Here is a 25,098-nt window from a genome sequence, read left to right as displayed (position 1 = left end):
TGCGAGAGGGGCCGCGTGCGCCGTCGCGCCTCAGTGCAGGCATTGAGGACGGCGCTCCTTGTGGTGGGCAAGGGCACCGAAGGGAGAGAGCCCTGGGCGTGGCCACCGCTTGGGGTCGTCCTCGGGTGGCGTGTCCGGGCTCGGGAGAGCATACGGGGCCGCAGTAACAGTGCGGGTCGAGTTGGCGGGCACAGTGGCGGCCAACTCGGCCCGGATCGACACTTCGGGCCCGAGCCCGGCAAGACGCCCCACGGACGCAACCCCGAACCCAAGACCAACGCCCGAGCGCGGCCCAGACGGTCTCCACGCCATCAACCCCTCACCGCGCTCTCGGTGATCCCGTCCACCGACCCCACATCACGCATCGCCGATCTCACTCACCACGCCCAGCGCCACACCCCGCGCCGGAACCCCGCCGCCAGCGAGCGCTAGTCCCGGCCCAGCAGGTGGATGTCCACCAGGAACGAACGCGTCGCCCGGATGTCCCCGCGCGCCTTGTCCTTCCCGGAGCGGCGGGCGCGGACCTGCTTGCGGGCGCGGGCCTTGCGGACGACGGCGACGGTGGCGGCGCCGGCGGCGAAGCCGGTGACTGCGACGGCGGCAGCCTGGACCGCGACGGGTGCGGCGACGACGAGGCCGCCGCGAGAAGGCTCGGCAGGAGCCGGCGTGGGGGCCGGCGGCAGCTCGTGCGCCTCGGGCACCGGCAGCGCGTCGACCACCTCGACGTCGTCGGGTTCGGTGGTCGCGTGCTCGGTGGAGGGATCCGTCACGGCCTCAAGGATGCCGCATCGACAGGCGGGACGCGACCGCCGCGGACAACGGGCGCCCGATCAGGTCGCCGCGCGGTCGTGCGAGCCCGCGCCGCCGCGCTGCTGCTGCTGGGCCACCGCGCGGTTGCCGGTCTGCGCGGTCGACGTCCCGAAGACGTTGTCCCAGTACGGCGCGCTGATCCCGAAGCCCGTCTCGTCGTCCTGGAAGTGGTGGCGCATGTGCAGCTCGCGCAGCTTGTGCCCCAGCGCCGTCCGCGGCTTGTGGTGGTGGACGTGGTAGTGGAGCATGTCGTAGGCCAAGTACCCGGCCAGGAACCCGCCGCCGAAGACCAGCGCCGCGTCGTAGCCGAGCAGCAGCCAGAAGACCGACAGCACCAGCGCGCCGAGCGGCAGCGACACCGACGGCGGCATCACGAGCCGCAGCGGGTCGTTCGGGTGGTCGTGGTGAACCCCGTGGATCATCCAGTGCAGGCGCATCCCCACGGCCGAGTTGTAGGGCTCGAAGTGAAAGACGACGCGGTGCAGCCAGTACTCAAACAGCGTCCAGAAGACGTAGCCCGCGGCCAGCAGCAGCACGGCCTGCAGGGTGCTCATCCGGCCAAAGCCCGTGACGAGCATGAGCAGGATGATCGGGACGAAGATGATCGGCGGCACCGACGGGTGGACTCGCGTGAAGCGGTCCAGCAGCGGGCTCTCGAACATCGGCGGCGAAGCCTTGAGATCGTCGGACCGTGCCATTAGGCCTACCTTATCAATGCAGCGCAACGTGATTGCGCACGCAACCGGAATCCGGCGCGCTACAAGTCCCGCTTGTAGACCCGGTACTTCTTGACGATCCGCCCGTGCATGGCCTCCATGCCGCGGTTCATCCCCCGGTTGGTCTCCAAGATCCAGCCCATCTCGCCGCTCTTGATCAACGGGTGCACCGCCGAGGTGTCGAAGTGCTCGACGTACAACGCGGCCGCCGCGCCCGTGTGCTGGAACTTGGGCTTGACCCCCAAGAACCCGACGCGGACCTTGTCGATGATCTTGTTGCGGCGCAGGTAGTGCCACCAGCCGAACGGGAAGATCCGCCCGTTCATCTTGCGCAGCACCTGGTTGATGTCCGGGAACGTCAGCGCGATCGCGATCGGCTCGTCGCCGACCTCGGCGACCATCATCCACGTCGAGTTGAACACCAACTGGATCTCCAGCGCGTACTGGTCCAGGTCGGCCTTGTCATAGGGGACGAAGCCGAAGTTGCGCCGCCATGCGCGGTTGTAGATCTCGCCGAAGACGTCCATGTCCTCGCGCAGGCGCTTGCGCGTCATCCGGCGGATCGTCACGCCGTGCTTCTCGCGGGCGTCCTGCGCGAGCTCCGGCAGGATCTCCAGCATCTGCTCGCGGTCGGAGATGTCGAGCTCCCACATGAAGAGGTCGACCTCCTTCTCCAGCGCGACGTCCGCGCCCTCCAGCAGCCGCTGGTAGTACGGCGGGTGCCACGGCTGGCGGACCATCGGCGGCAGGTCGTGGCCCTCGATGACGATGCCCGACTCGTCGTTCATCGTGAAGTCGGCGGGCCCGCTCATCAGCGTCATCCCGCGCGTGCGCAGCCAGTCCTCGGCGCGAGCGACCAGCGCGGCCGCCGCCTCGGAGTCGTCCTCGCACTCAAAGAACCCGAACCACCCGCGCAGCTCGCCGTGGTGGGCGTTGTAGGCCTGGTCGACGTGCGCGCTGATCCGCCCCACCACACGCCCGTCGCGCTCGGCCAGGAACAGCTCGAAGTCGACGCGCGACGCATAGGTGCCGATCCGAGGCCGGCGCGACAGGAACAGCCGGCGTTCGATCCGCAACGGCGGGACCCACGGCGTGCCTGCGTGCAGCCGGAACGGGAGCTCGATGAAGGCCCCGATGTCGCGGTGGGAGCGGGCGGGACGCACGGTGACCGACATAAGCGGCTCCGACCCTAGCGACCAAAGGCACCGGTACGCTCTTGACGTGACGGCAAGAGCGCAGGTCGACGTCTTTGAGAAGGCTCGGACCCACGAGCGGCTGGAGATCCTCCGTGCCGCCCGCGAGGTCGACATGGTGCCCTACTTCCGGGTGATGGAGTCCCCGGCGCGGCCCGTGGTCGAGATGGAGGGCCGCTCCCGGATCATGCTCGGGGGCAACAACTACCTCGGGCTGACCGAAGACCAGCGCGTGATCGACGGCGCCCGCGAGGCGCTGGAGCAGTACGGCACCGGCATGACCGGCTCACGACTGCTCAACGGCACGACCGCGGCGCACCTGACGCTGGAGCGCGAGATCGCCGAGTGGATGGGCACCGAGGACGCGATCGTCTTCACGACCGGCAACCAGGCCAACGTCGGCACGCTCGGGACGATCCTCGCGCCCGGCGACACGGTCATCGTCGACTCGGGCGACCACGCCTCGATCCTGGACGGCTGCCTGCTGTCTAAGGCCAAGCTGCGCCCGTTCCGCCATAACAAGCTCGACAAGCTCGAGCGGATGCTGGAGCGCGCGGCCGGCGACGGCGGCGGCGTCCTGGTCGTCGTCGACGGCGTCTTCTCGATGGAGGGCGACCTCGCCCCGCTGCCGGAGATCTGCGACCTCTGCGAGGCCTACGGCGCGCGCCTGATGGTCGACGAGGCCCACGGCGCCGGCGTACTGGGCGACCGCGGTGCAGGCGCCAGCGAGCTGTTCGGCGTCGAGGACCGCGTCGACCTGCGCATGGGCACGTTCTCGAAGTCGCTGGCGTCGTGCGGCGGCTTCGTGGCGGGCAAGGCCGACGTCATCGAGTTCCTGCGCATCCAGTCGCGCACCTTCCTGTTCACCGCCAGCGCCGTCCCGGCCGCTACCGGCGCCGCCCTGGCCGCCCTGCGCGTCGTGCGCAGCGCCGACGGCCCGCCGCTGCTGAAGGCCGTCCAGGACAACGCGCGCTACTGGCGTGATGGCCTGGAGGAGCGAGGCTTCGCGGTCGTCGAGCCGCAGCAGCTCCCAGCCGGCCACGCCTATGGCCAGGACATCGTCACGCCCATCATCCCCGTGTTGATCGGCGACGACTGGCAGACCGGGTTGATGTGGAAGGGCCTCTACGAGGCGGGCGTGTTCGTGAACACCGCGCTGCACCCGGCGGTGCCGCCCGGGCAGTCGCTGCTGCGCACGTCGGTGATGGCCACGCACGACCGCGCAACGCTCGACGAGGCCTTAGCCGCCTTCTCGACCGTCAAGGCCGCCTTCGAGGCCGAGCACGGCCCGCTGCCCGGTCCGGGCGAGCACGGCCGTCGCCGCGCGCCTACGGATTAGAACCCGCCCGCTGAGACCGTCTCAGCAAAACTGCTCAGGCCGATTTCAGCAAGTCTCCGTAGCACGTCGGAGGCGCTCCGTGACGCCCCCTCGAGTGGTCGGCAGCCGGCGGACAAACAGGCGTTCTAGACGGAAGAAAAAAGGCGCTCTGAGCGAATGTTGCGCTCGTTCACACCTTGATCGAACGTGCCGCCCTGGCATACGTTCGAAGCGCATTCGCGGCGGACCCCGGGGAGTGGATGTCCCGGACCGAGGAGCGGGATTCGATTGAGGAGTCGCCCGCTCGTCGTCCCGGTACACGTGGTCGACCTCGTGGCTGTCGCTGCCCGGATGCTTCGTCACGCACAACACACGAGTGCCGTCTCACGCTGAGGTGAGCACGGCAGGGAGGACAGATGAACGCAGCAGCGACGATCGCCCCTGCGCCGCAACACTTGCGCGCTTTGGCTCGAGCGAACGAGGTGCGCCTCGCGCGCGCCGAGCTCAAGCGCCAGGTGGCAGAGGGGGAGATCAGCGCCGCGCACGTCATCCTCGAGTGCCCTTGGGAGGCCGCCTCCATGACGGTCTCCGATCTCCTGACCAGCCAGCGCCGTTGGGGCAGCACACGCTGTCGCAAGCTCCTGCAGTCGGTCCCCATGTCCGAGAACAAGACCGTGGGGTCGATGACCGAGCGCCAGCGAAACGCCCTTGCCGGCCTGCTGGAGGGTCTTCCGGCCTAGAAGGTTGATGCGCAGCGCGCGGCGGGGCGCCCCTCGGGTGGGCTCCCCGTCGCGTCGCGGCCACTCCGCGACGGCCTAGGCCGTCGCGATCTCCAAGAGGTGCCCGTCGGGATCGCGGAAGTAAATGGACTTGAAGCGCCCGCGCTCGAACACCTCGCTGCACGGCACGCCGCGCGCTCGCAGGTAATCGCGCCAGGCCTCCTGCTCGTCGGAGGAGCCGACGCTGAACGCGAAGTGGTGGACGCCGCCGCGCCCGTCGCGCGCCTCCTCCATCTGCGGGTACTCCATGAACGAGACGAGCGTCCCGGGCGTCCCGTAGGCGTCGCCGAACCAGAAGTGCCGCGAGCCGGGATCGTCGGGGTTGTCCTCCTGGGCGGTCAGCGCGAGGCCGAGCACGTCGCGGTAGAACGCGGTCGTGCGGTCGAGGTCGGCCACGATCGCGGTGACGTGGTGCAGCCCACGCAGCTGCATGCGCTGCTGAGGCGGCTCAGCGCCGGACGGAGGAAGGTCGCTCACGTGCGGAACCCTACGCCGCCGCTCCGACGCACGAACGCGCGACGCAGGACGACGAAGGCGATGGCGCCCATGACCAGCGCGAACGGCAGGATCACGCCCTGGTCGACACCGGCGACGTAGGGCGGGATCGCGACGACCACCGCGGTCAGCCCGGCCAGCAGCGACGTGTGCGAGCGGTAGCCGGCGAAGTGCTCGCGGAACGACAGCTCACCGGCCGACAGCGTGACCAGGACGAAGCCGCCGCCGATCATCACCGCGCGCCGGTCGCCGGACGCGAACAGGAAGCCGCCGCCGAGCAAGATGATGGACAGCAGGATGCACAGCTCGGTCAGCGGGAACGGCGCCCATGGCGCGGGCGGGGCGTCCTCGCGGCGCGACGTGTAGGTCGCGGTCCGCGGCGGAGCCGGCGGCGGCATGACCGAACGCGGCGCCTCCGGGGGCGGCGGCGGCGCGATCTCGTGGCTGACGCGCTTGCGGCTGCGGCGACCCATCGCGACCGAATGCTATTGAGCGAGTGCCGGCCTCACGCCGGCGCGGGTCTTGGACACCCGGAGGAGAGCTTGACCTGCCACCAGCCCATGCAGCGCCCGACGATGCCCAGGCGCGGCTGGACGGAGTAGACGCCGCAGCCGCGCTCGCCGAGGTCGGCCAGCGGGATGCGGGTGTGGCGGTAGCGCTGCGGGTCCCGGAGCATCTCCTCCAGGAGCGCGCGGCTGTCGGCCTCGAGATCCGCGCGATGAGCGACGACGACGCGGGCGCGGTGCACGCGCTCGGCCAACTCGTCGCGTACGCGCTCCAGGTCACCGAGGCCCAGCAGGCGCGGGCCGAAGCTGTGAGCGCCGGAGTGCACGTCCGCGTCGGTCAGATGCGGGAACGCGGCAAAGACGGCTTCGCCCAGCTCGCGCTCCAGCCGTGCGATCTGAGCGCGCAGCGAGCGACGGGCAGCGCGCTCGTCGACGGGCGCGACGAGCGGCGTGGCAAGGCGGGGGCTGTCGGCGAGAACGACCACGAAGCTCCTCTCTCCGGTTCGAGGTTAGCGCCCGAGGCCCTCGGCCGCCAGCCACAACCCTTCGTCCACGTGGGCTTCTGGCACGCCGGGCACGGCAATTGCGACCAGCCGGACCACCGACGTGGCGCGTCCGGGCTCATGGGCGACCGAGCGGCGGCCGAAGAGGATCGCGACCGGGCCGCGCCCGTCAGCGAGCACGAGGCGGCCGGACGGGACGTCGTGGGCAAAGCCGCCATCCGTCGGCAGCGTCTCCCCCGGCCGCGCCGGGCGCAGGACGACGTCGCCGTCCAGCAGCGCCTCGTCGAAGGCGACGATCGGCACGCCGGTCTCGAACAGCGCGAGCACGGTCGCATCGGTGACGCGGTCGCCCGTGTGCAGCTCGCCGCGGATCAGGCGCTCCAGCGCGAGCTGCTCGACCGGCGTGCGGTCGACGTCCGGATCGAGGCCGACCTGGCGGTAGAACACGCGGTAGGCGCGCGGGACCGGGCGCGTGCGCAGCTGGATCGCGTTGGCGCCGCGAAAGCGGGTGCTGACGTCCCCCAGGCGGCGTGCCAGGCCCTTCGGCGTGCGGTGGCCGCCTTCCAGCGGCGCGACGACCCAGCGGAGGCGCAGGCCGGGCAGCTCCTCGCGCAGCGCCGCGTCGACCGTGCCCTCGTGCGGGTCGTCGGCGCTCACGTCCCGCCGAGCTCCCGCGCCCGCGCGACGAGGTCGTCCTTAGGCAGCGTCCCGAACGTCGTCGCCGCGACGCGCCCGCCCGGCCGCGCGAACGTGATCTGCGGGCAGACCTGCACGTGGTAGGCGTTGGACAGCGCGCCGTCGCGGTCGTAGCCGATCGGGATCTTCCAGCCGTGGTCGGCCACGAGCTTGCGCAGATCGCCGCGGTCGCCGCGGATCGCGATCGCCGCCAGCTGCACGCCCGGAAGCTGCGCCCGCGCCTGGTCCAGGACGTCGACCTGCTCGATGCACTCCTTGTTGCGCACCGTGAAGAACGCGAGCACCACCGGGCCGGCGTCTTGCAGCGTGCAGCCGTTGAGCACGTCGGGCCCACGCACCTCGCACGCGGGGACGCGCCCCGCCTGTCCCTCGTCGGCCTGGGTGGCGAGGTTGGCGTCGCCGTCGAGCTTCCCGGTCGCGGTCGGCACCGCGAACGGCGGCATCGCCTCGCCGTCCGGGATCCCGCGCGCGCCGCGGTCGGTGCCGTTGCGGATCGTGGACGCGAAGAGCACGACGACGAGCACCAGCGCCGCGATGCCGACGACCCAGACGTAGGACCGGGCGGGCGCGATGGCCATCGGGGAGCGCCGTCGCGGCGGCGGCGCGGCGGCGCGCGGGGGCTCCTCGTCCTCGCCCGGCGCGCCGTCGTCGAAGTCCAGCGGGCCGCGCTCGGTCATGCGACCGGCTTGGCGGCGGCGCGACGCCGGCGACGGCGGCGCGGCAGGGACGGGCGCGGCACGCGCAGGTCGGAGCGCTTGAGGCGCTCCCCGAGGACCAGGGCGGAGGGCAAGACGAGCAGCACGCCGAGCAGCGAGACCGTGAGGTCGACGACGGTCACCGCGCCGAAGTCGCGCAGCATGCGGATGTCGCTCAGCGTCAGCACGGCGAAGCCGGCGATCGCCGTCACGCCGGAGGCCAGCACCGCGGCACCGGTCGACTTGTAGGTCTTCTCCAAGGCGGCCGCGGGGTCCAGGCCCTCGGCGCGCTCGCTGCGGTAGCGCTCGGCCAACAACACGCTGAACTCCGTCGAGATCGCGATCACCAACGCGCCGAGCGTGACCGACATGGGGTTCAACGGCACGCGGATCGCAAACAGCACGAGCGCCGACCAGCCGGTCGCCAGGGCGATAGGCACCAGCGGCGTCAGCGCGCGGCGCCAGGAGCGGAAGGCCACCAACAAGACAACCGCGACCGCGAGCAACCCCAACACCAACAACAGCATCCGCCGCCCCGTCGAGGACACCGACGCGTTGGCGTCGGCGGCCAGCACCGGCAGGCCGGCGAGGTCTGCCTGCACGCCCTTGGGCGGATGCAGCTCGCGGCGCATCGTGTCGATGACCTGCTTCTGGCGCTCCAAGGACATCAACCTGATGCCGAAGGCCAGCGTGGCCGTCTTGCGGTCCTTGGTGATGACGCTCTGGGAGAAGTAGGCCGGCACGACCGACAACAGCGCGTCGACCTGCGTCTGCGAGCCGACCTTGCCGTCGCCGTTCTCGCCGCCGAACAGGTCGGGCAGCGAGAACGCCGGGCACAGCTCGGCCTTCCCGCAGCCGCGCTTCTCGGTGTAGCCGAAGGTCTTCAGCAGCCGCTCCTGGTAGGCGGCCATCCAGTTCAGCGTCGTGGGCGTCGCGATCTGCTGGTCGCTGTGCACGACGACGTCGATCTGCCCGCCGACGCCGGTCGACTCCTGCAGCGCCGTCAGGTTGCGCAGCGCGGGCAGGTCCTGCGGGACGAGCTTGGTGACGTCGGACTCGACCTTGGTCTGGGTGTCCAGGCCCCAGCCGACCAAGGCAATAGCCAACCCGATCGCCAGCACCCGGCCCGGCCGGTGCGCCGCCGCGCTCAGCGCGCGCCCGCGCACCGCGCGCCCGCCGCGCAGCAGCGCCCGCGTCGCCGGGTTCTCGCGCAGCAGCTCGCCGGCGCCGCGCCCGGCGGAGCCGATCATCGCGCCCGCCTCGGCGACCGGGGCGGGCACGCGACGCTTCCAGGCGCCGTCGCCAGCCCTGCCCGCCGTCGCCACCAGCGCCGCGACGCCCAGCGTCGTCGCCGTCGCGAACCCCACGAAGATGCCCGCGACCAGCAGCCACCCGAAGCCGCGCACCATCGGCACCGGCGAGAGGCCCAGCACCAAGAACCCGGCCGCCGTCGCCAGCGCCGCGATCGCCACCGACGGCGCTCCGCGGCGCGCCACGTAGGCGGCCGACCGGACGACCTCCGCCCGCGACGCGCCCCACCCCGCGCGCTCCTCGATCCGCGCCTGGAGCTGGATCGCGTAGTCCACGGCCAGGCCTATAAGTACCGGCACGACGCCGACCGACGCCATCGTCAGCGACGCGCCGATCAGCGACAGCGCCCCGAACGTGATCGCCACCGCCGCCAGCGCGACGACCAGCGGCAGCAGCCGCCGCCGCGCCGGGAAGACGAGCGCCAGGACCAAGGCCATCACCAACACCGACGCGATCAGCAGCGTGACGATCGCGTCGGTCACGTTGGTCGTCAGATCCGACAGCACGACCGGCGCGCCCGTGACCGTGTAGGTCCCGCCGTTGGCGAGCTTGAAGTCCTTCATCTCGGTCGCGGCGCGGATGTTCGCGATCGCGTCCTTGCGCTGCTGGTCGTCCAGCCCCGGCTTGAGCCGGACCTGGATCAAGGACGAGTCCTTGTTCGGCCACAGGTAGGCGAAGCGCGCCTTCGGCGTGCCGGCCGCCTTGCCGCCGGCGAAGACGATCGAGGCGATGAACCCGGGGTCGTTGATGTTCGGCGCCGAGGTGATGCCGTACTTCAGCGCGAGCTGGATCGCGTCGCTCGCCGCCTGCGCGCTGGCGAGATCCTGGGCCTGCTTGGCCACCGCCTTGGCCTTGACGACCGTGTAGTTCTTACCTCGCGCCAACTTGTAGGCCGCGTCGTAGGCCTTCTTGCCCTCGGCCTGGAAAGACGCCAGCTGCGTGGTGAACTGCTCGGCGATCTGCCGCGCCGACTCGTTGAGGAACGTGCCCGGCCCGAAGACGACCATCGACGGCTTGGCCTTGGCGATCTGACCGCACGGCCCGCTCCAGCCGCCCGGCGGCGTCGCGTCCTTCGGGACGTTGCCGCCCAGACAGCCCTCCAACCCGACGAGCTGGCTGAGGTCGGTCGTCAGCACGACCTTCGACACCGGCCCCTTGACGAGCACGTAGACCGCGTCCTCGCCGAACAGCTCGTGGTCGCGCTCGGTCGCCTGCCACGACGCGCTCGACGTCCCGACGAGCGTCTTCGTCGCCGTCGTCGGCGTGAGGCGCAGCGCCAGCGCGGCGCCCGCCAGCGCGAGCGCCGTCACCAGGAGGCCGACCACCACCGGACGGCGGGCGGCCGTGCCCATGGCGGCGCCCAGGATGCGCGGCAGCCGACCCATCAGTGCCCTGAGGCTACCGGGAGACGCGGGCGTCCGCGCCAGGTGGGTGGGTGGGACCGGCTACGCCTACGGCTGCGGCAGGCCCGGCTGCAGGCCCTTGACGTTCGCCGTGACCTGCGGGAAGCGGGTCAACGTGCCGCCGAGGTCGAAGCGGTTCTGCTGGCGGCACGGCGGCGCGGTGACGTTGCCGTTGTTGAGCGCGTACTTGAGGATGCCCTGGCGCAGGGTCTCGCTGAGCACGCCCTCGACGGCCGGCCCGAGGGTCGGCGTCAGGTTCTGGCCCGTGCACTGGCGCGTCTCGAACGAGAACAGGCCGTCCTTGAGGTTCGTGCCGTCGCCCGGGAACGGATACGCGTTGGTGCGGTTGGTCGTCAGCCGGTTCGGATACTGCGCGAGGACCTCGGGGTTGAGCGGGTTGGAGGTGCGCAGGTAGTGCGCGGGCTCGCCGGTGGCCTGCATCGGCTGCGTCCCCTGGGTCGCGGCGGTGGCGTTGGCAAAGAACGCGTTGATCTCGTTCTTGTACAGGCCGGCGCCGTCGAGGACCGGGTTGAGCTGCTTGAGCGGCGCGTCGAAGTTCGCCAGCAGCGGATGCAGCTGGTCGAGGAACTCCGTGGTCGCCGGCAGGCCCTTCTTGGACGCCTTGACCAGCGGGTCGATCGACTCGAACAGGTGCTTGAGGTCGGGCGCCAGCGCCGAGAGCTCCTCGAGCGTCGGCGACAGCTCCTTGGCCGCCGGGCGCAGGTCGGTGACGACCGGGTTGGCCTTCGCCGAGAACTGCGACAGGCGCTTGAGCGTCGTCTGCGACTCCTTCTCGAACGTCGGCAGCGCCTTGAACGCGGCTTGCAGGTCGGCGTCGCGCGCCGCGGTCGTCGCGAAGACGCGGTTCGAGTTGGTGATGACGCCCGCCAGCTGGCCGTCGCGCTCGCTGAGCGCGTCGAAGACCTCGCCGGTGTTGCGCACGAGCTGGCGCACGCCGGCCTTCTGGCGGTTGAGGATCTCGAGGATCTTGGTCGTGTCCTCGGCGAACGGCGCAAGGTTGCCCAGCGCGTCGTTGAGCGCCTGGCCGCGACCGTCCAGCGCCTGGGCCTGCGTCTGCACCCAGGTCCCGAACGCCTTGCGGGTCTCGGGATCGAACGTGCGCAGGATCTCGTCGAGCTCGACGGTGTCGGCGACGCTCGCGGTCGGCAGGCGCCCGTTGTCGGCGATCGGCTTGGCGCTCGACGAGCCCGGCGTCAGCTCGACGTAGGTCTCGCCCAGCAGCGTCTTCTGACGCAGGATCGCCTTGGCGTCCGACGGCAGCGGCGCGTAGTCGGGGTCGAGCTGGATCGTCGCGTCTGAGAGGCCGGTGCGCTTGTCGGTGACGATGGCCTTGACCTTGCCGACGGGCACGCCGGAGATGCGGACGTCGGCCTCGTGGGCGAGCTGCGTCGCCTCGCCGAAGGACACCTTGAACTGGTAGCCCTTGGGCTTGAACGGCGTCGCGCCGCCGAAGGCCAGCCAGAGGAACAGCAGCAGGCCGAAGCAGGACAGCGCGAAGCCGACCATCACGAGGATCTTGCCGATGCTGGGGATCTGCCGTTGCATCTAGCCGATCACCCCGTCGCGTTCGTGTTCGGGGCCTGCGCCGACGTCGCGCACGCGGCGGCGCGCGACGGGGCGTTGACGAGGCCGATGATCGTGCCGAGCTGCGGGTTGGCCGTCTTGAGCTGGTCGAGCAGGCCGAGCGCGCCGCAGCTGAAGAACAGCGCGCCGCGGCGGATCGGGCCGTGGGCGTCCTGCGTGCTGAAGACCGTCGGGCCGATGTGGTTCAGCCACGAGACCCAGAACATGTAGCCCTCGTCGTCGCCGGGCGGGTTGTAGGTCAACGTGTTCAGCAGGTAGTTGGCCGTCTTGAGCGCCGAGGTGAAGTCGGGCGTCAGCGCCGCGAGGTCGCGGGCAGCCGGGCGCAGCACCTTGACCGTCGGCAGCGCGTCGCGCGCGAACGGGCGCAGCTGCTTCTCGATCACCGGCGTGGTCTGCTCGAAGAACGGGCGCGACTGCTTCAGCGACGGCCCGAGCGCGCGTGCGCCGGGGCGCAGCTTGCCGAGCGTCGGCCCGAGCGTCTTGCCCAGCGCGTCGGCCTTCACCACAGCCTTGTCGGTGGTCTTCAGCGCGTTGGGCAGGAGCTGCAGCGTCTCGCGCAGCTTGGCGTCCTGCTTGGCGAACGAGGAGAAGACCGCATTGGACGCGTCGATCAGCGAGGACAGCTGCTTGTCCTTGGTGCCGATCGCGCCGGTCAGCTCCTTGAAGTTGTGGATCGAGCGGCTGATGTTCTCGCGGCGGGTCGAAAGCGCCTTGGTGATCTTCAGGATGTCGCGGTTGGTCGGCTCGAAGCGGCGGAACGTCGCCGACAGCTCCTTGCCGTTGCCGCCCAGCCCCTCGCCGCCGCCCGCGACCAAGAGCTGCAGGTAGGACCGCGTGTCGCCGTCCAGCGCCGCCAGGAACTCATCGGTGTTGACGTTCGGGAGCGTCTGGGTGATCGGGATGTAGCCCTTCTTGGGGTCGATCTCCCCCGCCTTGCTCGAGCCCGGCGTCAGCTCCACGACCATGTCGTTGAGGCCGGTCTTCGGGCGCAGTAGCGCGGTCGCGTCCTTGTAGACGTGCGCGTACTTGCGGCGGATCTTCAGCGTGATGATCGCGCGCCCGTTCTTGAGCTCGACCTTGGAGAGCTCGCCGACCGGCACGCCCGCGACGTTCACGGTCTGGCCCTGGCCCGGCGTCACCGACTGGGCGGTGGCGAACTCCGCCTTGTAGCTGACGAAGTCGGTGCCGACGGCCGGGACCCACTTGGGCAGGTAGAAGCGCTGGTGGCCGAGGATGTAGCCGCCGACGACCAGCGCGACCAGGAAGATCCCGACCATCGCGATGAAGTCCCAGCGGTGCTTGACGATCGCCGACCTCACTTGCCGCTCCCCTTCCGGAAGGGGTTGAGCCGGTCGATCAGCTGCGCGGCCAGGTCGTCCTTGGAGGCCTTGCGCGTCGTCGGGACCGAAGCGCTCGACGCGGTCGACGTCGTGGTGCCCGGCGTCTTGATCGCGTCGGTGGAGATCACGCCCGCCTGCGCCTGGGGGCTGCCGTCCGCGGGCCCGGTCTTGGCGCCGTTGAGGTCGGGCAGCTTCTGGTCCTTGCAGTTGGCCGTGTGGTTGTACGGCGAGCGCTTGCCCGGGTAGGCGGGCCGCGTGCCGATCGGCGCCTGGTTGACGTTGGAGTACAACTTGGCGCCGTTGGCGCCGCCGTACTTGCCGGTCGAGATCGACTGCGAGCCGCCGCCGGTCGCGAAGCGCACGTAGTGGCCGTTGCCGTCGAAGTTCTGGGACTCGCCGGCCAGGCCGACCATGGAGTACCAGAACTCCTTGTAGTTCTCGACGTTGGACGTGAACTGGCCGTCCTGGATCTTGACGTCGCCGGTCGGCAGGATCGTGTGCGTCACGCACTGCGCGACCAGGTCGGCCTGCGGCAGCGCGCTGAGCGTGCCGTCCACGAGCTTGGCGAGGTCGACCGTCGCGGGCTTGAGCTCCTTGGTCAGCCCGCCCAGCTCCGAGTCGGACACCAACTTGGTCGCCTGGACGATCCACGGCTTGGCCGCGTCGATCGTTGCCGGCGTCTCCTTGACGCCCGGCAGAATCTCCTTGGCGAACGCACGCGTGTTGGGCAACGACGCGTTGAGGTGCGTCAGCGCGCTGTCGGCGTGCTTGAGCGTCGGCCCGAGCAGCGCGATCGACTGCCGCAGGTTGGACTGCTCGGAGGCGAGCGCGCCGAGCGTCGTGTTGAAGTTGGAGACGAAGCCCTGGAGCGAGGCCTCGTTGTTGGACAGCGCCTTGGCGACCGTGGCGGTGTTGTCGACCAGCCCGGAGAGGTCGTGATCCTCGAGGCCCAGGAGCGCGTGGTTGACGATCGAGGCGTTCTTCAACGCGCCGGGCGCGTCGTCGATCGAGTCGTTGAGCGACTTGGCCGCGGTCTCGCCGTGGACGGCGGGGTCCTGGTTCTTGTCGTCGGCGGCGGTCGGCTCGTAGGTCAGCGCGGTGCCGTAGCCCTCCAGCAGCTGCTTGAGGTCGTCGCGCGTGTCGCTCTGAAGCGCGCTCAGGACCTGGTCGAACTGGACCGGCGCGGCGGTCTGCGTCGAGGGGATCGTGTCGCCGTCGTCGATCGTCGGCGCGCTCGGCGTGCCCGGCTGGAGGTCGACGAACTCGTTGCCCTCCAGGAAGATGCGCGGCCGGACCTTCAGCGTCGCGTCCTTGTGGATCGGCAGGCCGGCCTTGTTGATCTCCATCGTGACGAGCGACATGTTGCCGTCGCCGCCCTTGTAGGCCTTGACCGAGGTGACCTTGCCGATGTTCACGCCCGCGATGCGCACCGGCGAGTTAGGGCGCACGTTGTTGGCGTTGACGAAGACCGCCTTGACGCGGAAGCCGTGCGTGAACGGCACGTGCTTGGAGAAGCCGGCGTAGACGACGATCGCCGCCAGGACGAGCACGGCGAGGCCGACCGTGACCGGGTTGACCCCGGTCCGGTCCTTGCGCAGGACGCGCTTGCGCTTGTCGCTCTTGCTGCTCATCAGTTGCTCGGCGTGTCGCTCGAGGTGGTCGTGGCCTGCGTGGTCTTGCCCTGGTTGCCCGGGTCGTTGCCGATGACCTGCTTGGCCGGGTCGTAGGTCTCGTTGCCCGCCTCGCACTCCTGCGTCTGGCCGGGCGCCGCGGTGTTCGGGTACGGGTTGGAGTGCAGGTAGTTGTCGCGGGTCGCCGCGCCGGTCGTCGCGCTCGTGCCGCCGCCGTTGGCCGGTGCCGAGGAGGGGCTGCCCTCGTTGTTGGGGCCCTGCGGCGTGGCGACGATCATGAACCGCTGGCCGGTGCCGTTCGTGTCGCCCTCGCTCAGCAGCGAGGCCGCGTTGCGGAACAGCAGCGTCCAGTAGTTACAGACGGTCTGGGACGGCGTGATCGACGCGAACAGCGGGTTGGCGATCTTCGCGGTCTGCGTGAGGTCGTCGACGCCGAGCGTGACCAGCGGATCGTCGGCGAAGCGCTCCAGCGACGCGAAGACCGGCTTCAAGCGCTTGTTCAGCGTGACCGACTCGCGCAGCGCGGGCTCGCCGACGGTGAACGCGTCGGCCAGGTCGCCCGCCGCACCCGACAGCGCCTTGACGCCCGGGCGCAGGTCGTGGAAGAAGCCCTCGGAGTTGGCCAGGAACGCGCGCTGCTTGGGCAGCTCCTCGATCGCGGTCTGCAACGCGGGCGGGCCGCCGCTGATCGCGTCCTGCAGGTAGGGCCGCGCGATCGACGCGAACGCGTCGAAGGTCGTGTCGAGGTTGGCGAACAGCGACGCCTGCTGCTCGGCGACCGGCGCGACGATCGCCGACGTGCGGCCGAGCGCCTCGGAGAAGCGGGCGAGCTGCGTGCGGTCGTCAGCGAGGTTGGCCATCGCGGGCCCGAGGTTGGCCAGCAGCGGGTTCAGCGCGATGATCGCGCGGTTGAGGTCCTGGCCGCGGCCGGCGAGCGCGGTGCCGAAGCCGTTGATCTGCTGCTGGGCGCCCTTGCGCGTCTTCTCGTCGAACGTGCTCAGGAACTCGTCGAACTCGACCGGCTCGGGCGTGGCCTGCTTGAGCGGGATCGTCGCGCCCTCGTCCCAGCCGTCCGGCGCCTTGCCCTTGGTGACCTCCACGTACTTCAGACCCAGCGCGGAGCGCGGGCGGATCAGGATCGTGGAGTCCTTGGGCAGCGGCTTGACCGTCGTCTCGAGCTTCATGTGCAGCTCGGCGATGACCTTGCCGTTGTCCAGCCGCTTGGGCGTGATCTTCTCGACGACGCCGATCCGCGTGCCGCCGATCCGGACCTCGTTGCCGCGGACCAGGTTGGCGGCGCTCGGGACCTCGGCGGTGACCGAGTAGGTCGGGACGAACGGCAGGCCGTTGTTGGCGTTGTAGGCCAGGAAGACGGCGACGAGCACGACGAGCGTCGTCGCCGCGCCGATCAGGACGGGGTTGGCCGCGATGGAAGACGATCCGCGCCGCATCTCAGCCGCCCAACAGGTAGTCGAGGAGGGTCGAGGCGGCCGCGGGATCGGTCGTGGTGCCTGAAGACGGCGCGGTGCTGCTGGACTGCGTGGTCGACGTCGTGGTCGAGGTGGTGGTCTCGGTCGACGTCGTCTGCGCCGGCGCGGGAGCCTGCGGCGTGGCGGTCGTCGTGGAGCCCGAGCCCGAGCCGCTCGGCGACGAGGACGTCGCAGGCTGGCCCGGGAAGACGCTGGTCGGCAGGCTGATCGGCGCGCTCGCGCCCGCGGAGCCGCTCGACGACTTCGACGAGGACTTGCTGTCGGACTTCTTGGTGGACTTGCTGTCCGAGCTGCTGTTCTCCGCGTCGCCGTCCAGCAGCGCCGGGTCGAGGCCCGCGGCGACCGCGTCCTGGCGCGCGAGGAACGGGCTGCGACCGTCGGCGATCTCCTGGTTGACGCTCTCGACCGTCGGCGTCTTCTTGGAGGACGCGCGCGCGACCGCGGCGTCGCCGGTGGCAGGCTTCTCGAAGTTCGCCGAGCAGCCGGGCGAGCGGACGATCACGTAGGTCGTGCAGTTGGTGACCACGAAGATCGCGCGCAGGTAGTGGCCGAGCGAGTCATAGCCGTTGGTCGACGCGGCCGAGAAGTACAGGAAGTCCATCAGCCGCTCGATGCCGCCCGTGGTCTTCAGGCTGGTCAGCAGGCTGTTGAGGTTCTTGGTCAGCGGCTTGGCCTGCGTGGCGAAGGTCCCGAGGTCGGTGACGATCGGCTTGGCCTTGATCAGCGCCTGGTCGCCGACATCAGCGGTGTCGCCCAGCGACTTCAGCGCCGGCGTGCCCGCCGCGCTGAACGGCCCGAGCTGCTTGATGAACTGGTTGATCTGCGGCGCCGCCGAGTTGAGGTCGTTGAGCACCGGCGTCATCTCGTCGGCCAGGCCGCCGAGGCGCTCCATCGTCGGCGTGAGCTCCTTCAGGAACGCCGGGAACTTCTCCAGCGACGCCTCGATGTCGCTGCGACGCTCGGCCGAGGCGACCGCGGTCTTGTCGGCCTTGTCGATGAAGTCGGCGACCTTCTCCTTGTCGCGCGCCAGCGGGCGCAGGACCTCGTCGCCGTTCTTGGCCAGGTCGGCCAGCGTCTCGTTCTGGTCGGCGAGGATCGCGAGGACCTTGTCGGTCTGCTCGAGGGCCGGGTTGGCCTCCTTGATCGCCTCGCGCAGCGCGCCGCCGTTGGCGGCCAGGCCGGTGCCCAGCTCGTTGATGATGATCGACAGCCGCTGGCGGTAGGGCAACCGCATGATGTTGCCGACCAGGTCGATGTCCACCGGCTTGATCGTCTGGGAGTCCGGCAGCAGGAACTGGCCCTTGCCGTCGCCGTCCTTGATCTCCTCGAGCTTCGGCGCCTGCGGGTCGCCTTGGGCCTTGGGCTGGGTCGGCGTGCACTCGACGTAGCGCTCGCCGATCAGCGACTGCGGGCGGATCGTGCAGGTGGCGTCCTTGCGGAAATCCTTGAAGCCCGGCTCGGTGATGCTGAGGACGACCGCGGCCTTGTTGTCCTTGGTCACCTCGAGGTCGGAGATCGTGCCGACCTTGACGCCGGAGATCTTGACGTCCTCGCCCGCGATCACCGTGAAGGCGTTGGAGAAGATCGCGCGGACCTTGTAATCGCCCTTGTGGTCGTCGCCCGCGCCCGTGCCGAAGACGACCAGCACGAGGGCGGCGGCGGCAAGCGCGACGGTCACGCCGAGAAGTCGCACGCGCATCATGGGCCGGGCGGGACGATGCTCGGATCGCAGTCCGAGCCCTCGGGGGCATAGGGGTTGGAGCCGTCGGTCGCCGTCTGCGTCGAGGAACCGGGGCAGCGCTTGATCTTGCCGCTCTGCAGGCCGACCTGGCGGTCGGCGGGCTGGAGCGCGGTGAGCGTCCCGCCGGCCGGCGTGTCGGTGTACTGGAAGGCGTTGACGATCGGCGAGATGCGCGCGAAGTGGCCGTTGGCGTCGTAGTTGGCCGTCGACTGGCCGAAGTCGCGGAACCAGCCGATCAGGTCGGGCGCGTAGGGCCGGATGAACTGCAGCACCGGCGTGCCCTGCTGGAGGCCCTTGATCGAGTGCTGGAAGGTCGGCGTCGCGACCTTGGTCAGCTGCGGCTGCTTCTTAAGGAGGTCGATCAGGTCGTTGTTGGCGCCGCTGCGGGAGATCAGCGAGCTGAGGTCGCGCAGCGTCGGGCGCGCGTCGGTGACCAGCGGGCGCAGCTGCTTGAAGAACGGCGCGAGCTTCGGCGCGACCGGCTTGGAGGCGTCGACGAGGTCGTCGAGGTCGTCCAGCGTCGAGCGCAGGTTGACGAAGGTGGTGTTGGCCTGGCGCAGCGTGCGCGGCAGCACGCTCAGCGCCTCGTTGAGCGAGTCGCTCTCAGACGCGATCGCGCCCGCGGCGGTGTTGGCGTTGCCGACCAGGCTTGAGATGTCATCGCGCTTGGCCGCCAGCGCGGTCGTCGCGCGCGCCGTGTAGACGATGAAGTCCTGCAGCGACTGCTGGTCGCGGTCCAGCTCGTTGACCAGGCGGGCCGTGGTCGACAGCGTCGGGTTGAAGTACTTCAGCGCCTCGTTGGCCTGCGCGCCCTTGCCCTCGTACTGCTGCGCGGAGCCCTTGATGACCTTCTGCAGGTTCTTGCGCGTGTCGGGGTCCAGCGTGTCGAAGAGCTGGTCGAGGTCGACCGAGGTGGTGGTCTTGTCGAGGCCGAGCGTGGACCCGTCGTCGAGCTTCTTGCCGTTGTTGGGGCCGGGCGCGAGCGAGATGTAGCGGTTGGCGACGCCCGACAGCGAGCCGGAGCGGATCGTCGCGGTCGTGCCCTGATGCAGCGGCGCGTAGGGCTCGTCGACCTGGATCCGGACCTCGGCCAGGTTGTTGGACGACAGCTTGATCTCCGCGACGCGGCCGATGCGGCGGCCGCCGATCTGCACGTCGTTGTCCTTCACCAACTGGCCCGCGCTCTGGAAGACCAAGGTGTACTCGTGCTTGCTGCCGCCGCTCAGCAGCAGGATCGCCACGACGATGGCAACGCCAACCGCCCCGACGGCGAGACCGCGGGCAAGGGTCATCGACGCACCTCAAGAGGTGCGGCAATCACGTCGGGACAAGGTGATGAGTAAGACGACAGGACCGTGTGGGGTTCGGTTCTGGCCGGTGGACCGGCCGATGATCATGCAGTTGGTGTGTTGAGACGATGTTGCGTCCCGCCCGGCGCCCCCTAGACGCCGGCCGGATGCTGCCGTGCGGACTACTCCATGCCGAGCGGACCCTGGGACTCGCCCGACAGGAACTGCCGGACGAAGGCGTTCTCGGAGTTGAACAGCTCTTCCGCGGGCCCGGATTCCACGATCCGGCCCTTCCACAGCACGCTGATGAACTCCGCCACGCGGCGGGCGCTCATGATGTCGTGGGTGATGACCGTGTAGCAGCCACCGTTCTCCTCGTGGATCTCCTGGATCAGCTCGCACAGCAGCGCGGTGCGGACCGGGTCCAGGCCGGAGTCCGGCTCGTCGAAGAGGACGATGTTGGGCTCGAGGACCAGTGCTCGTGCGAACCCGGCGCGCTTGCGCATGCCCCCGGAGAGCTCGTTGGGCATCTTGTCGTAGGCCGAGCCGAGCCCGACCTCCTCGAGGCGCTTGTTGACGATCTCCATGATCTCGTCTTCGGACTTGTCGGTGTGCTGGCGCAGCGGGAACGCCACGTTGTCCAGCAGGTTCATCGAGCCGAACAACGCGCCGTCCTGGAAGAGGACGCCGAAGCGCTTGCGCATGTCGAACAGCTCGTCGTCGGTCATGTTCGGGACCGACTCGCCGTGCACCAGGACGTCACCCTCGTCCGGGTACAGCAGGCCGACCATGTGCTTGATGCACACGGACTTCCCCGTGCCCGACGGGCCGAGGATCATGGAGATCTTGTCCTCCGGGAGGCCCATGTTCAGGCCGCGGAGGATCTTGTTGCGGCCGAAGGCCTTGTGGACGTCGACGAACTCGACCGCGTCCGGCACGCCTGTGGGGCGGTTCATGCCGGTGTGCCAGCGGTACTCGTCCTCGTCGCCCTCGCCGTCGCTCGGCGGCGCCTCGCGCACGACGGAGGCGCGCGTGGGCGCGTCGGCGCCTTCGGAAGCGGCCAGCCGCTCGTCGTCCGGCGTCGGCGCCGGCTCGGGCATCGCGGTCGGCTCGTCGGAGCCGTCGCCCTCGTAGCCCTCGGCGTACGGGTCGTCTTCGCGGTCGCGTGGCGTCTCGGTCATGGTTCGTCAGCCTCCGATTGGGGCGCGCGGGTTCGCTCCCCAGAAAACCTGTGTTCCCAACATCCCGATCAAATGCACCAAAACGATGTTCATCACCATCGACTTGGCCGTGGCGGTGCCCACGCCGACGGGTCCGCCGCCTGCGTGGTAGCCGTAATAACAGCCGACCAGGACGATGGCGGTGGCCATCGTCATGGCTTTGATGATGCTGTAGAGCAGGTCAGGTGGGTTCTGGAACATCCAGAAGATCAGCGAGAAGCCACCGGGCGAGACCTCGCCGATCTGCTGCACGACGGCCAGGTAGGACGCGAAGAAGCCCGCGCCGACCGCCGCCATGTACATGAACGGCAGCACCAGCCAGCTCGCCAGCAGCTTGGTCGCGCAAAGGAACAGCACCGAGTCGATGCCCATGACCTCGAGCGCGTCGATCTCGTCTGAGATCCGCATCGAGCCCAGCTCGGCGACGATGCCCGTGCCGACCTTCGCGGCCATCATGTAGCCGAAGCCGTAGGGCACGATCTCGCGCAGGTCGCACCACGCGGCGAAGACGCCGGCGTAGGCGGGCGCGCCCTGCGCGCGCGTGAAGTAGGCGCCCTCGATGCCGCACTGCAGGCCGACGATGAAGACCAGGCCCCAGATGACGAGCGTCGAGCCCAGGATCAGGACGCCGCACTGACGCAGCGTCTCGCCGAAGAAGTGCAGGACCCGCAGGGTGTAGACCTGCTTGAGGATCTTGCCGCTGAACTTCGCGATCGCGCCGAAGGAGCCGATCCAGTCCTTGGGAACTGCCAGCCAGCCGCCCATCAGCGAATCACCTGGATCTCGGGATGCGTGGCCAGGAGCGTCTGCGTGAACACGTAGTTGAAGGCGAAGACGCCCAGGAACGTGATCACCACCGCCTGGTTGACGGCCTTGCCGACGCCTTCGGCGCCGCCGGACGCGGTCATCCCCTTGTAACAGCAGACGATCGCGGTGATCGCTCCGAAGAGCGTGCATTTCAGCAGCGATCCCCAGAGGTCCGTCGTCGACGCGTTCGTGAAGAACGTCGCCCAGAACGGGCCGAGCGGCGCGCCGTTGACGAGCGTCGCGATCAGGCCGCCGGTGATGCCGAAGATGATGGCGAAGATGTCGAAGAGGCCCGTGACGAGCATCAGGGCCAGGAAGCGCGGGACGACGAGGTTCTTGACCGGGTCGACGCCGAGGACCTGCAACGCGTCGAGCTCCTCGCGGATCTTGCGCGCGCCGAGGTCGGCGGTGATCGCCGTGCCGGCGACGCCCGCGACGATGATCGCGCAGACGAACGGGGCGAACTCGCGGATGATCGCCAGGACGAAGAAGCCGCCGAGGCGGTCCAGCGCACCGAAGAGGATCAGGAAGTTCGCAGCCTGCAGACCCGGTGCGCCGTAGGACACGGCGACCGTGGAGATCAGCAGGGGCAGCCAGCAGAGACGCAGCGCGAACAAGAACTGACCCACGAACTCGCTGCCGTACGGGTACGGCGGGCGCAGGGCAGACACAAGGGTCTTCCCCGTCAGGATCATCATGTCGCCTACTTCTTCGAGCAGGCTCTTCGCCGGGGCAAACGCCCGGTCGGCAACGCTGCTGACCACGCGGTCTCGGACCTCTCCTCTTTCAACCCTCGGGACGGGCCGTGCGCAAGAGCACGCGCGGCCTCCCGCACGGCGGCCAGTCTATGTGACCGCCGTCACGCCTGCCAACCGGGAACCGTCGCGGCTCTGAGTCGGATTCCACCTGCGCTCGACAACACCTGCTTCTGGTACGTTCCGGCGCGCAGTGGAGGGGTCTCGGAGAGCCTTACGTCTGGCGGGGGTCGCGTTGTCGGCGGCTTGCGTCGCGCTGCCCGTCGCCGGATGCGGCGGCGGCGAGCGTCAGGACAAGGACGAGACGGCCGGGACCTACAAGGTCGAGGTCGTCTCCCACTCGTTCCCGGCCAAGCAGCGCCTGGCTGACGCGTCGGTGATGAAGATCACCATCAAGAACGCGGACTCCAAGGCGATCCCGAACGTCGCGGTGACGATCACCAACGACGACGACGCCAAGGGCGGCGCGGGCTTCGCGACGCGCTCGGACATGGACGGGCTCGCGGACGCGTCGCGGCCGCTGTGGATCGTGGACGAGGGGCCGCACGGCGGCGACACCGCCTACGTGTCCACCTGGGCACTCGGCGGGCTGGCGCCCGGCGCCACCAAGACCTTCGAGTGGCACGTGACGCCGGTCGTCGCGGGGTCACACACGCTGCGCTGGCACGTCGCGGCCGGGCTCAACGGCAAGGCCGTCGCCCGCACCGAGGACGGCAAGGACGCGGTCGGGACCTTCCCGGTCGACGTCTCGCGCGAGCCGCCGGCCGTCGTCGTCGACCCGAAGACGGGCGACGTCGTCGACGCCGACGAGGCGAAGAGCTAGTCGCTAGCTCCAGCCGCGGGCATGGCCTGCGGCGCGGACGGCGTCGAGGAGGGCGCGGGTCGAGGGACGTTGCGCATCGGCGGTGCGCGTGGCGGCCAGGAGCGTGCGGTGGACGTCGCCGTCGGCGACGCGGCGGGTCGTCACGCCCGGGTGACGTCCGGGGTCGGTCAGCTCGGGCAGGAGCGTCACGGCTTGGCCGGCGGCGACCAGCCCGCAGGCGACGATCGCGTCGTTGGTGCGGTGGCGGATCTGAGGCTCGAAGCCGCCGAGGTCGCGGCAGGTCCGCAGGATCATCGACTCCCAGCCGCCGCCGGGCGGGGCGCCGACCCAGGCGGCGTCGGCCAGCGCCGCGAGCGGGACCTTGGTCTTCCGGCCCCGTGCGTGGGCCGCGGGGTGGTCCTTGGGCAGCACGAGCAGCAGCGGCTCGACGTGGAGGTCGTGGCGGTCGACGCCGGCCAGGCGCGGCAGCGGCTGGCCGGCCCATTCGTCGGCGAGGACGAGGTCGAGGTCGCCGAGCGCCAGCGCCGGGAGGGCCTCCTCGGGCTCGGCGTCGATCAGCTCGGTCCGGAGCTTGGGCGCGGTCTGCGCGAGCTGGGCAATCGCGGGCGTGGCGATGTGCAGCGCGACCGACTGGAAGGCGGCGATCCGGCCGCGGCCGGACGGCTCGTGGGTCGCCGCGGCCAGCTCGGCCTCGGCGCGCTGGGCCTGGTCGAGGAGGTTGGCCGCCTGCTCGGCCAGGATGAGGCCGGCGTCGGTCAGGCGGACGCCGCGACCGTCCTTCTGGGTGAGTGGGACGCCGGTCTCTTTTTCCAGCACCGCGAGCTGCTGGGAGACGGCGGACGGCGTGAACTGGAGCGCGTCGGCGACGGCGGCGATCGTGCCGCGGTGGTGGAGCTCGTGGAGGAGGCGGAGTCGGCGGAGGTCGAGCATCGTTTTCGTTGCCTTAGTGACGCTAACGGATCGGGTGCAGAAATCCGAATCGCTTGTGATGGGTCGTGTCGGCGATCCTGGACCCATGCCCGCCTTCGGGATCGCCTTCTGCCTCTTGTCCGCCGCCGGGTTCGGCGCGATGGGGATCTTCGGCAAGCTCGCCTATGACGAGGGCGCGACCGTCGGAACGCTGCTGTCGGTGCGCTTCGCCTGGGCGGCGCTGCTGTTCTGGGTCATCGTCGCGCTGACCGGCCGCCTGCGCACGCTGCGCCTGGTGCCACGGCGCGACGTGCTGCTGTCGCTGGGCCTCGGCGCCTTCGGCTACGCGGCGCAGGCCGGCGCGTACTTCGCGGCGCTCGATCGCCTGGACGCGTCGTTGTTGTCGCTGTTGCTCTACACGTTCCCCGTGATGGTGGCCTTGGCCGCCGCGGCGCTCGGGCGCGAGCGTTTGACGCGCCGCGTGGTCGCCGCGCTGGCGGCGGCGTGCGTGGGCGGCGTCTTCGTGCTGGGCGGCGCGCCATCGGGCGCGCTGGACCCGCTCGGGACCGCGCTGGGGCTGACCGCGGCGATCGTCTACAGCGCCTACATCTTGACCTCCTCGGGCGTGTCGGCCCGCCTGGACCCGCTCTTGTTGTCCGCGTTGGTCGCAACGGGCGCGGCGTTCACGCTGACCGTCGCGGGCGTGCTGACCGGCGACCTACAACCTGGCGCGGTCTCGCTGGGCGGCTACGGCTGGCTGGCGGCGATCGCGGTCGTCTCGACGGTCGGCGCGATCACGCTCTTCTTCGCGGGACTCGGCCGCGTCGGCCCCACGACCGCGTCGATCGTCTCGACCTTCGAGCCGGTGACGGCGATCGGCCTGGCTGCTGCGGTGTTTGGCGAGTCGCTATCCGTGGCGCAACTGGGCGGTGCGGGGCTGGTGCTCAGCGCGGTGATGGTGCTTGGCGTGGGCCGCCGTGCGCCGGCGCCCGCGATCAGCGACCTGCCGGTGCTGGAGCCGGGCGAGATCCGGCACGTCAAGCGCGCCAGCGCGCCGGCCTGA

23 protein-coding genes are annotated in these 25,098 nt (G+C 70.2%); 4 read left to right on the top strand and 19 right to left on the bottom strand.

Features of this window, described 5'->3' with window-relative positions; translation table 11 throughout:
* Positions 1-428 precede the first annotated feature (428 nt).
* Genes ACT01A_RS21280 through ACT01A_RS21270 form a run of 3 tightly spaced genes read right to left on the bottom strand, consistent with a single transcriptional unit; the run spans position 429 to position 2,701 of the window.
* The gene (locus ACT01A_RS21280; RefSeq protein WP_445149104.1) at positions 429-770 is read right to left on the bottom strand and encodes a hypothetical protein; all 342 of its coding nucleotides are present in this window, start codon (positions 768-770) and stop codon (positions 429-431) included.
* Positions 771-830: 60 nt separating this feature from the next.
* Positions 831-1,508, bottom strand: coding sequence for a sterol desaturase family protein (locus ACT01A_RS21275; protein WP_445149103.1), 678 nt, complete (start codon positions 1,506-1,508; stop codon positions 831-833).
* Between the two features lie 59 nt (positions 1,509-1,567).
* Positions 1,568-2,701: a hypothetical protein gene (locus ACT01A_RS21270; RefSeq protein ID WP_445149102.1), complete on the bottom strand. Its 1,134-nt coding sequence runs from the start codon at positions 2,699-2,701 to the stop codon at positions 1,568-1,570.
* Positions 2,702-2,747: 46 nt separating this feature from the next.
* Between ACT01A_RS21270 and ACT01A_RS21265 the strand changes: the two genes are divergently transcribed.
* Both ACT01A_RS21265 and ACT01A_RS21260 read left to right on the top strand, forming a co-directional pair.
* Entirely contained in the window at positions 2,748-4,058 is a 1,311-nt protein-coding gene (locus tag ACT01A_RS21265; protein WP_445149101.1) for an aminotransferase class I/II-fold pyridoxal phosphate-dependent enzyme, read from the top strand.
* 443 nt (positions 4,059-4,501) lie between these two features.
* Complete coding sequence (locus tag ACT01A_RS21260) at positions 4,502-4,777, top strand: hypothetical protein (protein WP_445149100.1); 276 nt, start codon at positions 4,502-4,504, stop codon at positions 4,775-4,777.
* 75 nt (positions 4,778-4,852) lie between these two features.
* On the opposite strand, the gene ACT01A_RS21255 is transcribed toward ACT01A_RS21260, so the two are convergent.
* From ACT01A_RS21255 to ACT01A_RS21185, 15 genes are all read right to left on the bottom strand, one after another.
* Positions 4,853-5,293 (bottom strand): VOC family protein, encoded by a 441-nt coding sequence (locus ACT01A_RS21255; RefSeq protein ID WP_445149099.1) that lies wholly within the window; start codon positions 5,291-5,293, stop codon positions 4,853-4,855.
* The gene (locus tag ACT01A_RS21250; protein ID WP_445149098.1) at positions 5,290-5,784 is read right to left on the bottom strand and encodes a hypothetical protein; all 495 of its coding nucleotides are present in this window, start codon (positions 5,782-5,784) and stop codon (positions 5,290-5,292) included. Before ACT01A_RS21250 ends, ACT01A_RS21255 begins: the two co-directional genes overlap by 4 nt.
* Before the next feature lie 32 nt (positions 5,785-5,816).
* A complete protein-coding gene (locus ACT01A_RS21245; RefSeq protein ID WP_445149097.1) occupies positions 5,817-6,302 on the bottom strand; it encodes a hypothetical protein in 486 nt (161 codons plus the stop codon).
* A gap of 24 nt (positions 6,303-6,326) precedes the next feature.
* Positions 6,327-6,977: a phenylalanine--tRNA ligase beta subunit-related protein gene (locus tag ACT01A_RS21240; protein WP_445149096.1), complete on the bottom strand. Its 651-nt coding sequence runs from the start codon at positions 6,975-6,977 to the stop codon at positions 6,327-6,329.
* The gene (locus ACT01A_RS21235; protein ID WP_445149095.1) at positions 6,974-7,693 is read right to left on the bottom strand and encodes a TlpA family protein disulfide reductase; all 720 of its coding nucleotides are present in this window, start codon (positions 7,691-7,693) and stop codon (positions 6,974-6,976) included. Before ACT01A_RS21235 ends, ACT01A_RS21240 begins: the two co-directional genes overlap by 4 nt.
* Positions 7,690-10,407 (bottom strand): efflux RND transporter permease subunit, encoded by a 2,718-nt coding sequence (locus tag ACT01A_RS21230; protein ID WP_445149094.1) that lies wholly within the window; start codon positions 10,405-10,407, stop codon positions 7,690-7,692. The genes ACT01A_RS21235 and ACT01A_RS21230 overlap by 4 nt, the downstream gene beginning before the upstream one ends.
* Before the next feature lie 66 nt (positions 10,408-10,473).
* The gene (locus ACT01A_RS21225) at positions 10,474-11,991 is read right to left on the bottom strand and encodes an MlaD family protein (protein WP_445149093.1); all 1,518 of its coding nucleotides are present in this window, start codon (positions 11,989-11,991) and stop codon (positions 10,474-10,476) included.
* Positions 11,992-11,999: 8 nt separating this feature from the next.
* Complete coding sequence (locus ACT01A_RS21220; RefSeq protein ID WP_445149092.1) at positions 12,000-13,349, bottom strand: MlaD family protein; 1,350 nt, start codon at positions 13,347-13,349, stop codon at positions 12,000-12,002.
* Positions 13,346-15,001 (bottom strand): MlaD family protein, encoded by a 1,656-nt coding sequence (locus ACT01A_RS21215; RefSeq protein WP_445149091.1) that lies wholly within the window; start codon positions 14,999-15,001, stop codon positions 13,346-13,348. Before ACT01A_RS21215 ends, ACT01A_RS21220 begins: the two co-directional genes overlap by 4 nt.
* A complete protein-coding gene (locus ACT01A_RS21210) occupies positions 15,001-16,452 on the bottom strand; it encodes an MlaD family protein (RefSeq protein WP_445149090.1) in 1,452 nt (483 codons plus the stop codon). The genes ACT01A_RS21215 and ACT01A_RS21210 overlap by 1 nt, the downstream gene beginning before the upstream one ends.
* Before the next feature lies 1 nt (position 16,453).
* Positions 16,454-18,169 carry an MlaD family protein gene (locus ACT01A_RS21205; protein ID WP_445149089.1) on the bottom strand — a complete coding sequence of 572 codons (1,716 nt, stop codon included), beginning with the start codon at positions 18,167-18,169 and terminating at the stop codon, positions 16,454-16,456.
* Positions 18,170-18,189: 20 nt separating this feature from the next.
* Entirely contained in the window at positions 18,190-19,524 is a 1,335-nt protein-coding gene (locus tag ACT01A_RS21200; protein ID WP_445149088.1) for an MlaD family protein, read from the bottom strand.
* A gap of 179 nt (positions 19,525-19,703) precedes the next feature.
* Positions 19,704-20,702 (bottom strand): ABC transporter ATP-binding protein, encoded by a 999-nt coding sequence (locus tag ACT01A_RS21195; RefSeq protein WP_445149087.1) that lies wholly within the window; start codon positions 20,700-20,702, stop codon positions 19,704-19,706.
* A gap of 6 nt (positions 20,703-20,708) precedes the next feature.
* On the bottom strand, positions 20,709-21,506 hold the full coding sequence (locus tag ACT01A_RS21190) for an ABC transporter permease (protein ID WP_445149086.1): 798 nt from the start codon (positions 21,504-21,506) through the stop codon (positions 20,709-20,711).
* Entirely contained in the window at positions 21,506-22,246 is a 741-nt protein-coding gene (locus ACT01A_RS21185; protein WP_324909821.1) for an MlaE family ABC transporter permease, read from the bottom strand. Before ACT01A_RS21185 ends, ACT01A_RS21190 begins: the two co-directional genes overlap by 1 nt.
* Before the next feature lie 292 nt (positions 22,247-22,538).
* Here ACT01A_RS21185 and ACT01A_RS21180 point away from each other — a divergent pair, with 292 nt between their 5' ends.
* Positions 22,539-23,126 carry a hypothetical protein gene (locus tag ACT01A_RS21180; protein WP_445149085.1) on the top strand — a complete coding sequence of 196 codons (588 nt, stop codon included), beginning with the start codon at positions 22,539-22,541 and terminating at the stop codon, positions 23,124-23,126.
* 3 nt (positions 23,127-23,129) lie between these two features.
* Here ACT01A_RS21180 and ACT01A_RS21175 read toward each other — a convergent pair whose 3' ends face one another.
* Positions 23,130-24,056, bottom strand: a complete 927-nt coding sequence (locus tag ACT01A_RS21175) for a LysR substrate-binding domain-containing protein (RefSeq protein ID WP_445149084.1) — start codon at positions 24,054-24,056, stop codon at positions 23,130-23,132.
* A gap of 85 nt (positions 24,057-24,141) precedes the next feature.
* On the opposite strand from ACT01A_RS21175, the gene ACT01A_RS21170 reads away from it, so the two are divergent.
* On the top strand, positions 24,142-25,098 hold the full coding sequence (locus tag ACT01A_RS21170; RefSeq protein WP_445149083.1) for a DMT family transporter: 957 nt from the start codon (positions 24,142-24,144) through the stop codon (positions 25,096-25,098).

It is taken from the genome of Baekduia sp. Peel2402, from assembly GCF_052567285.1.
This window is presented reverse-complemented; position numbering and strand designations above follow the sequence as displayed.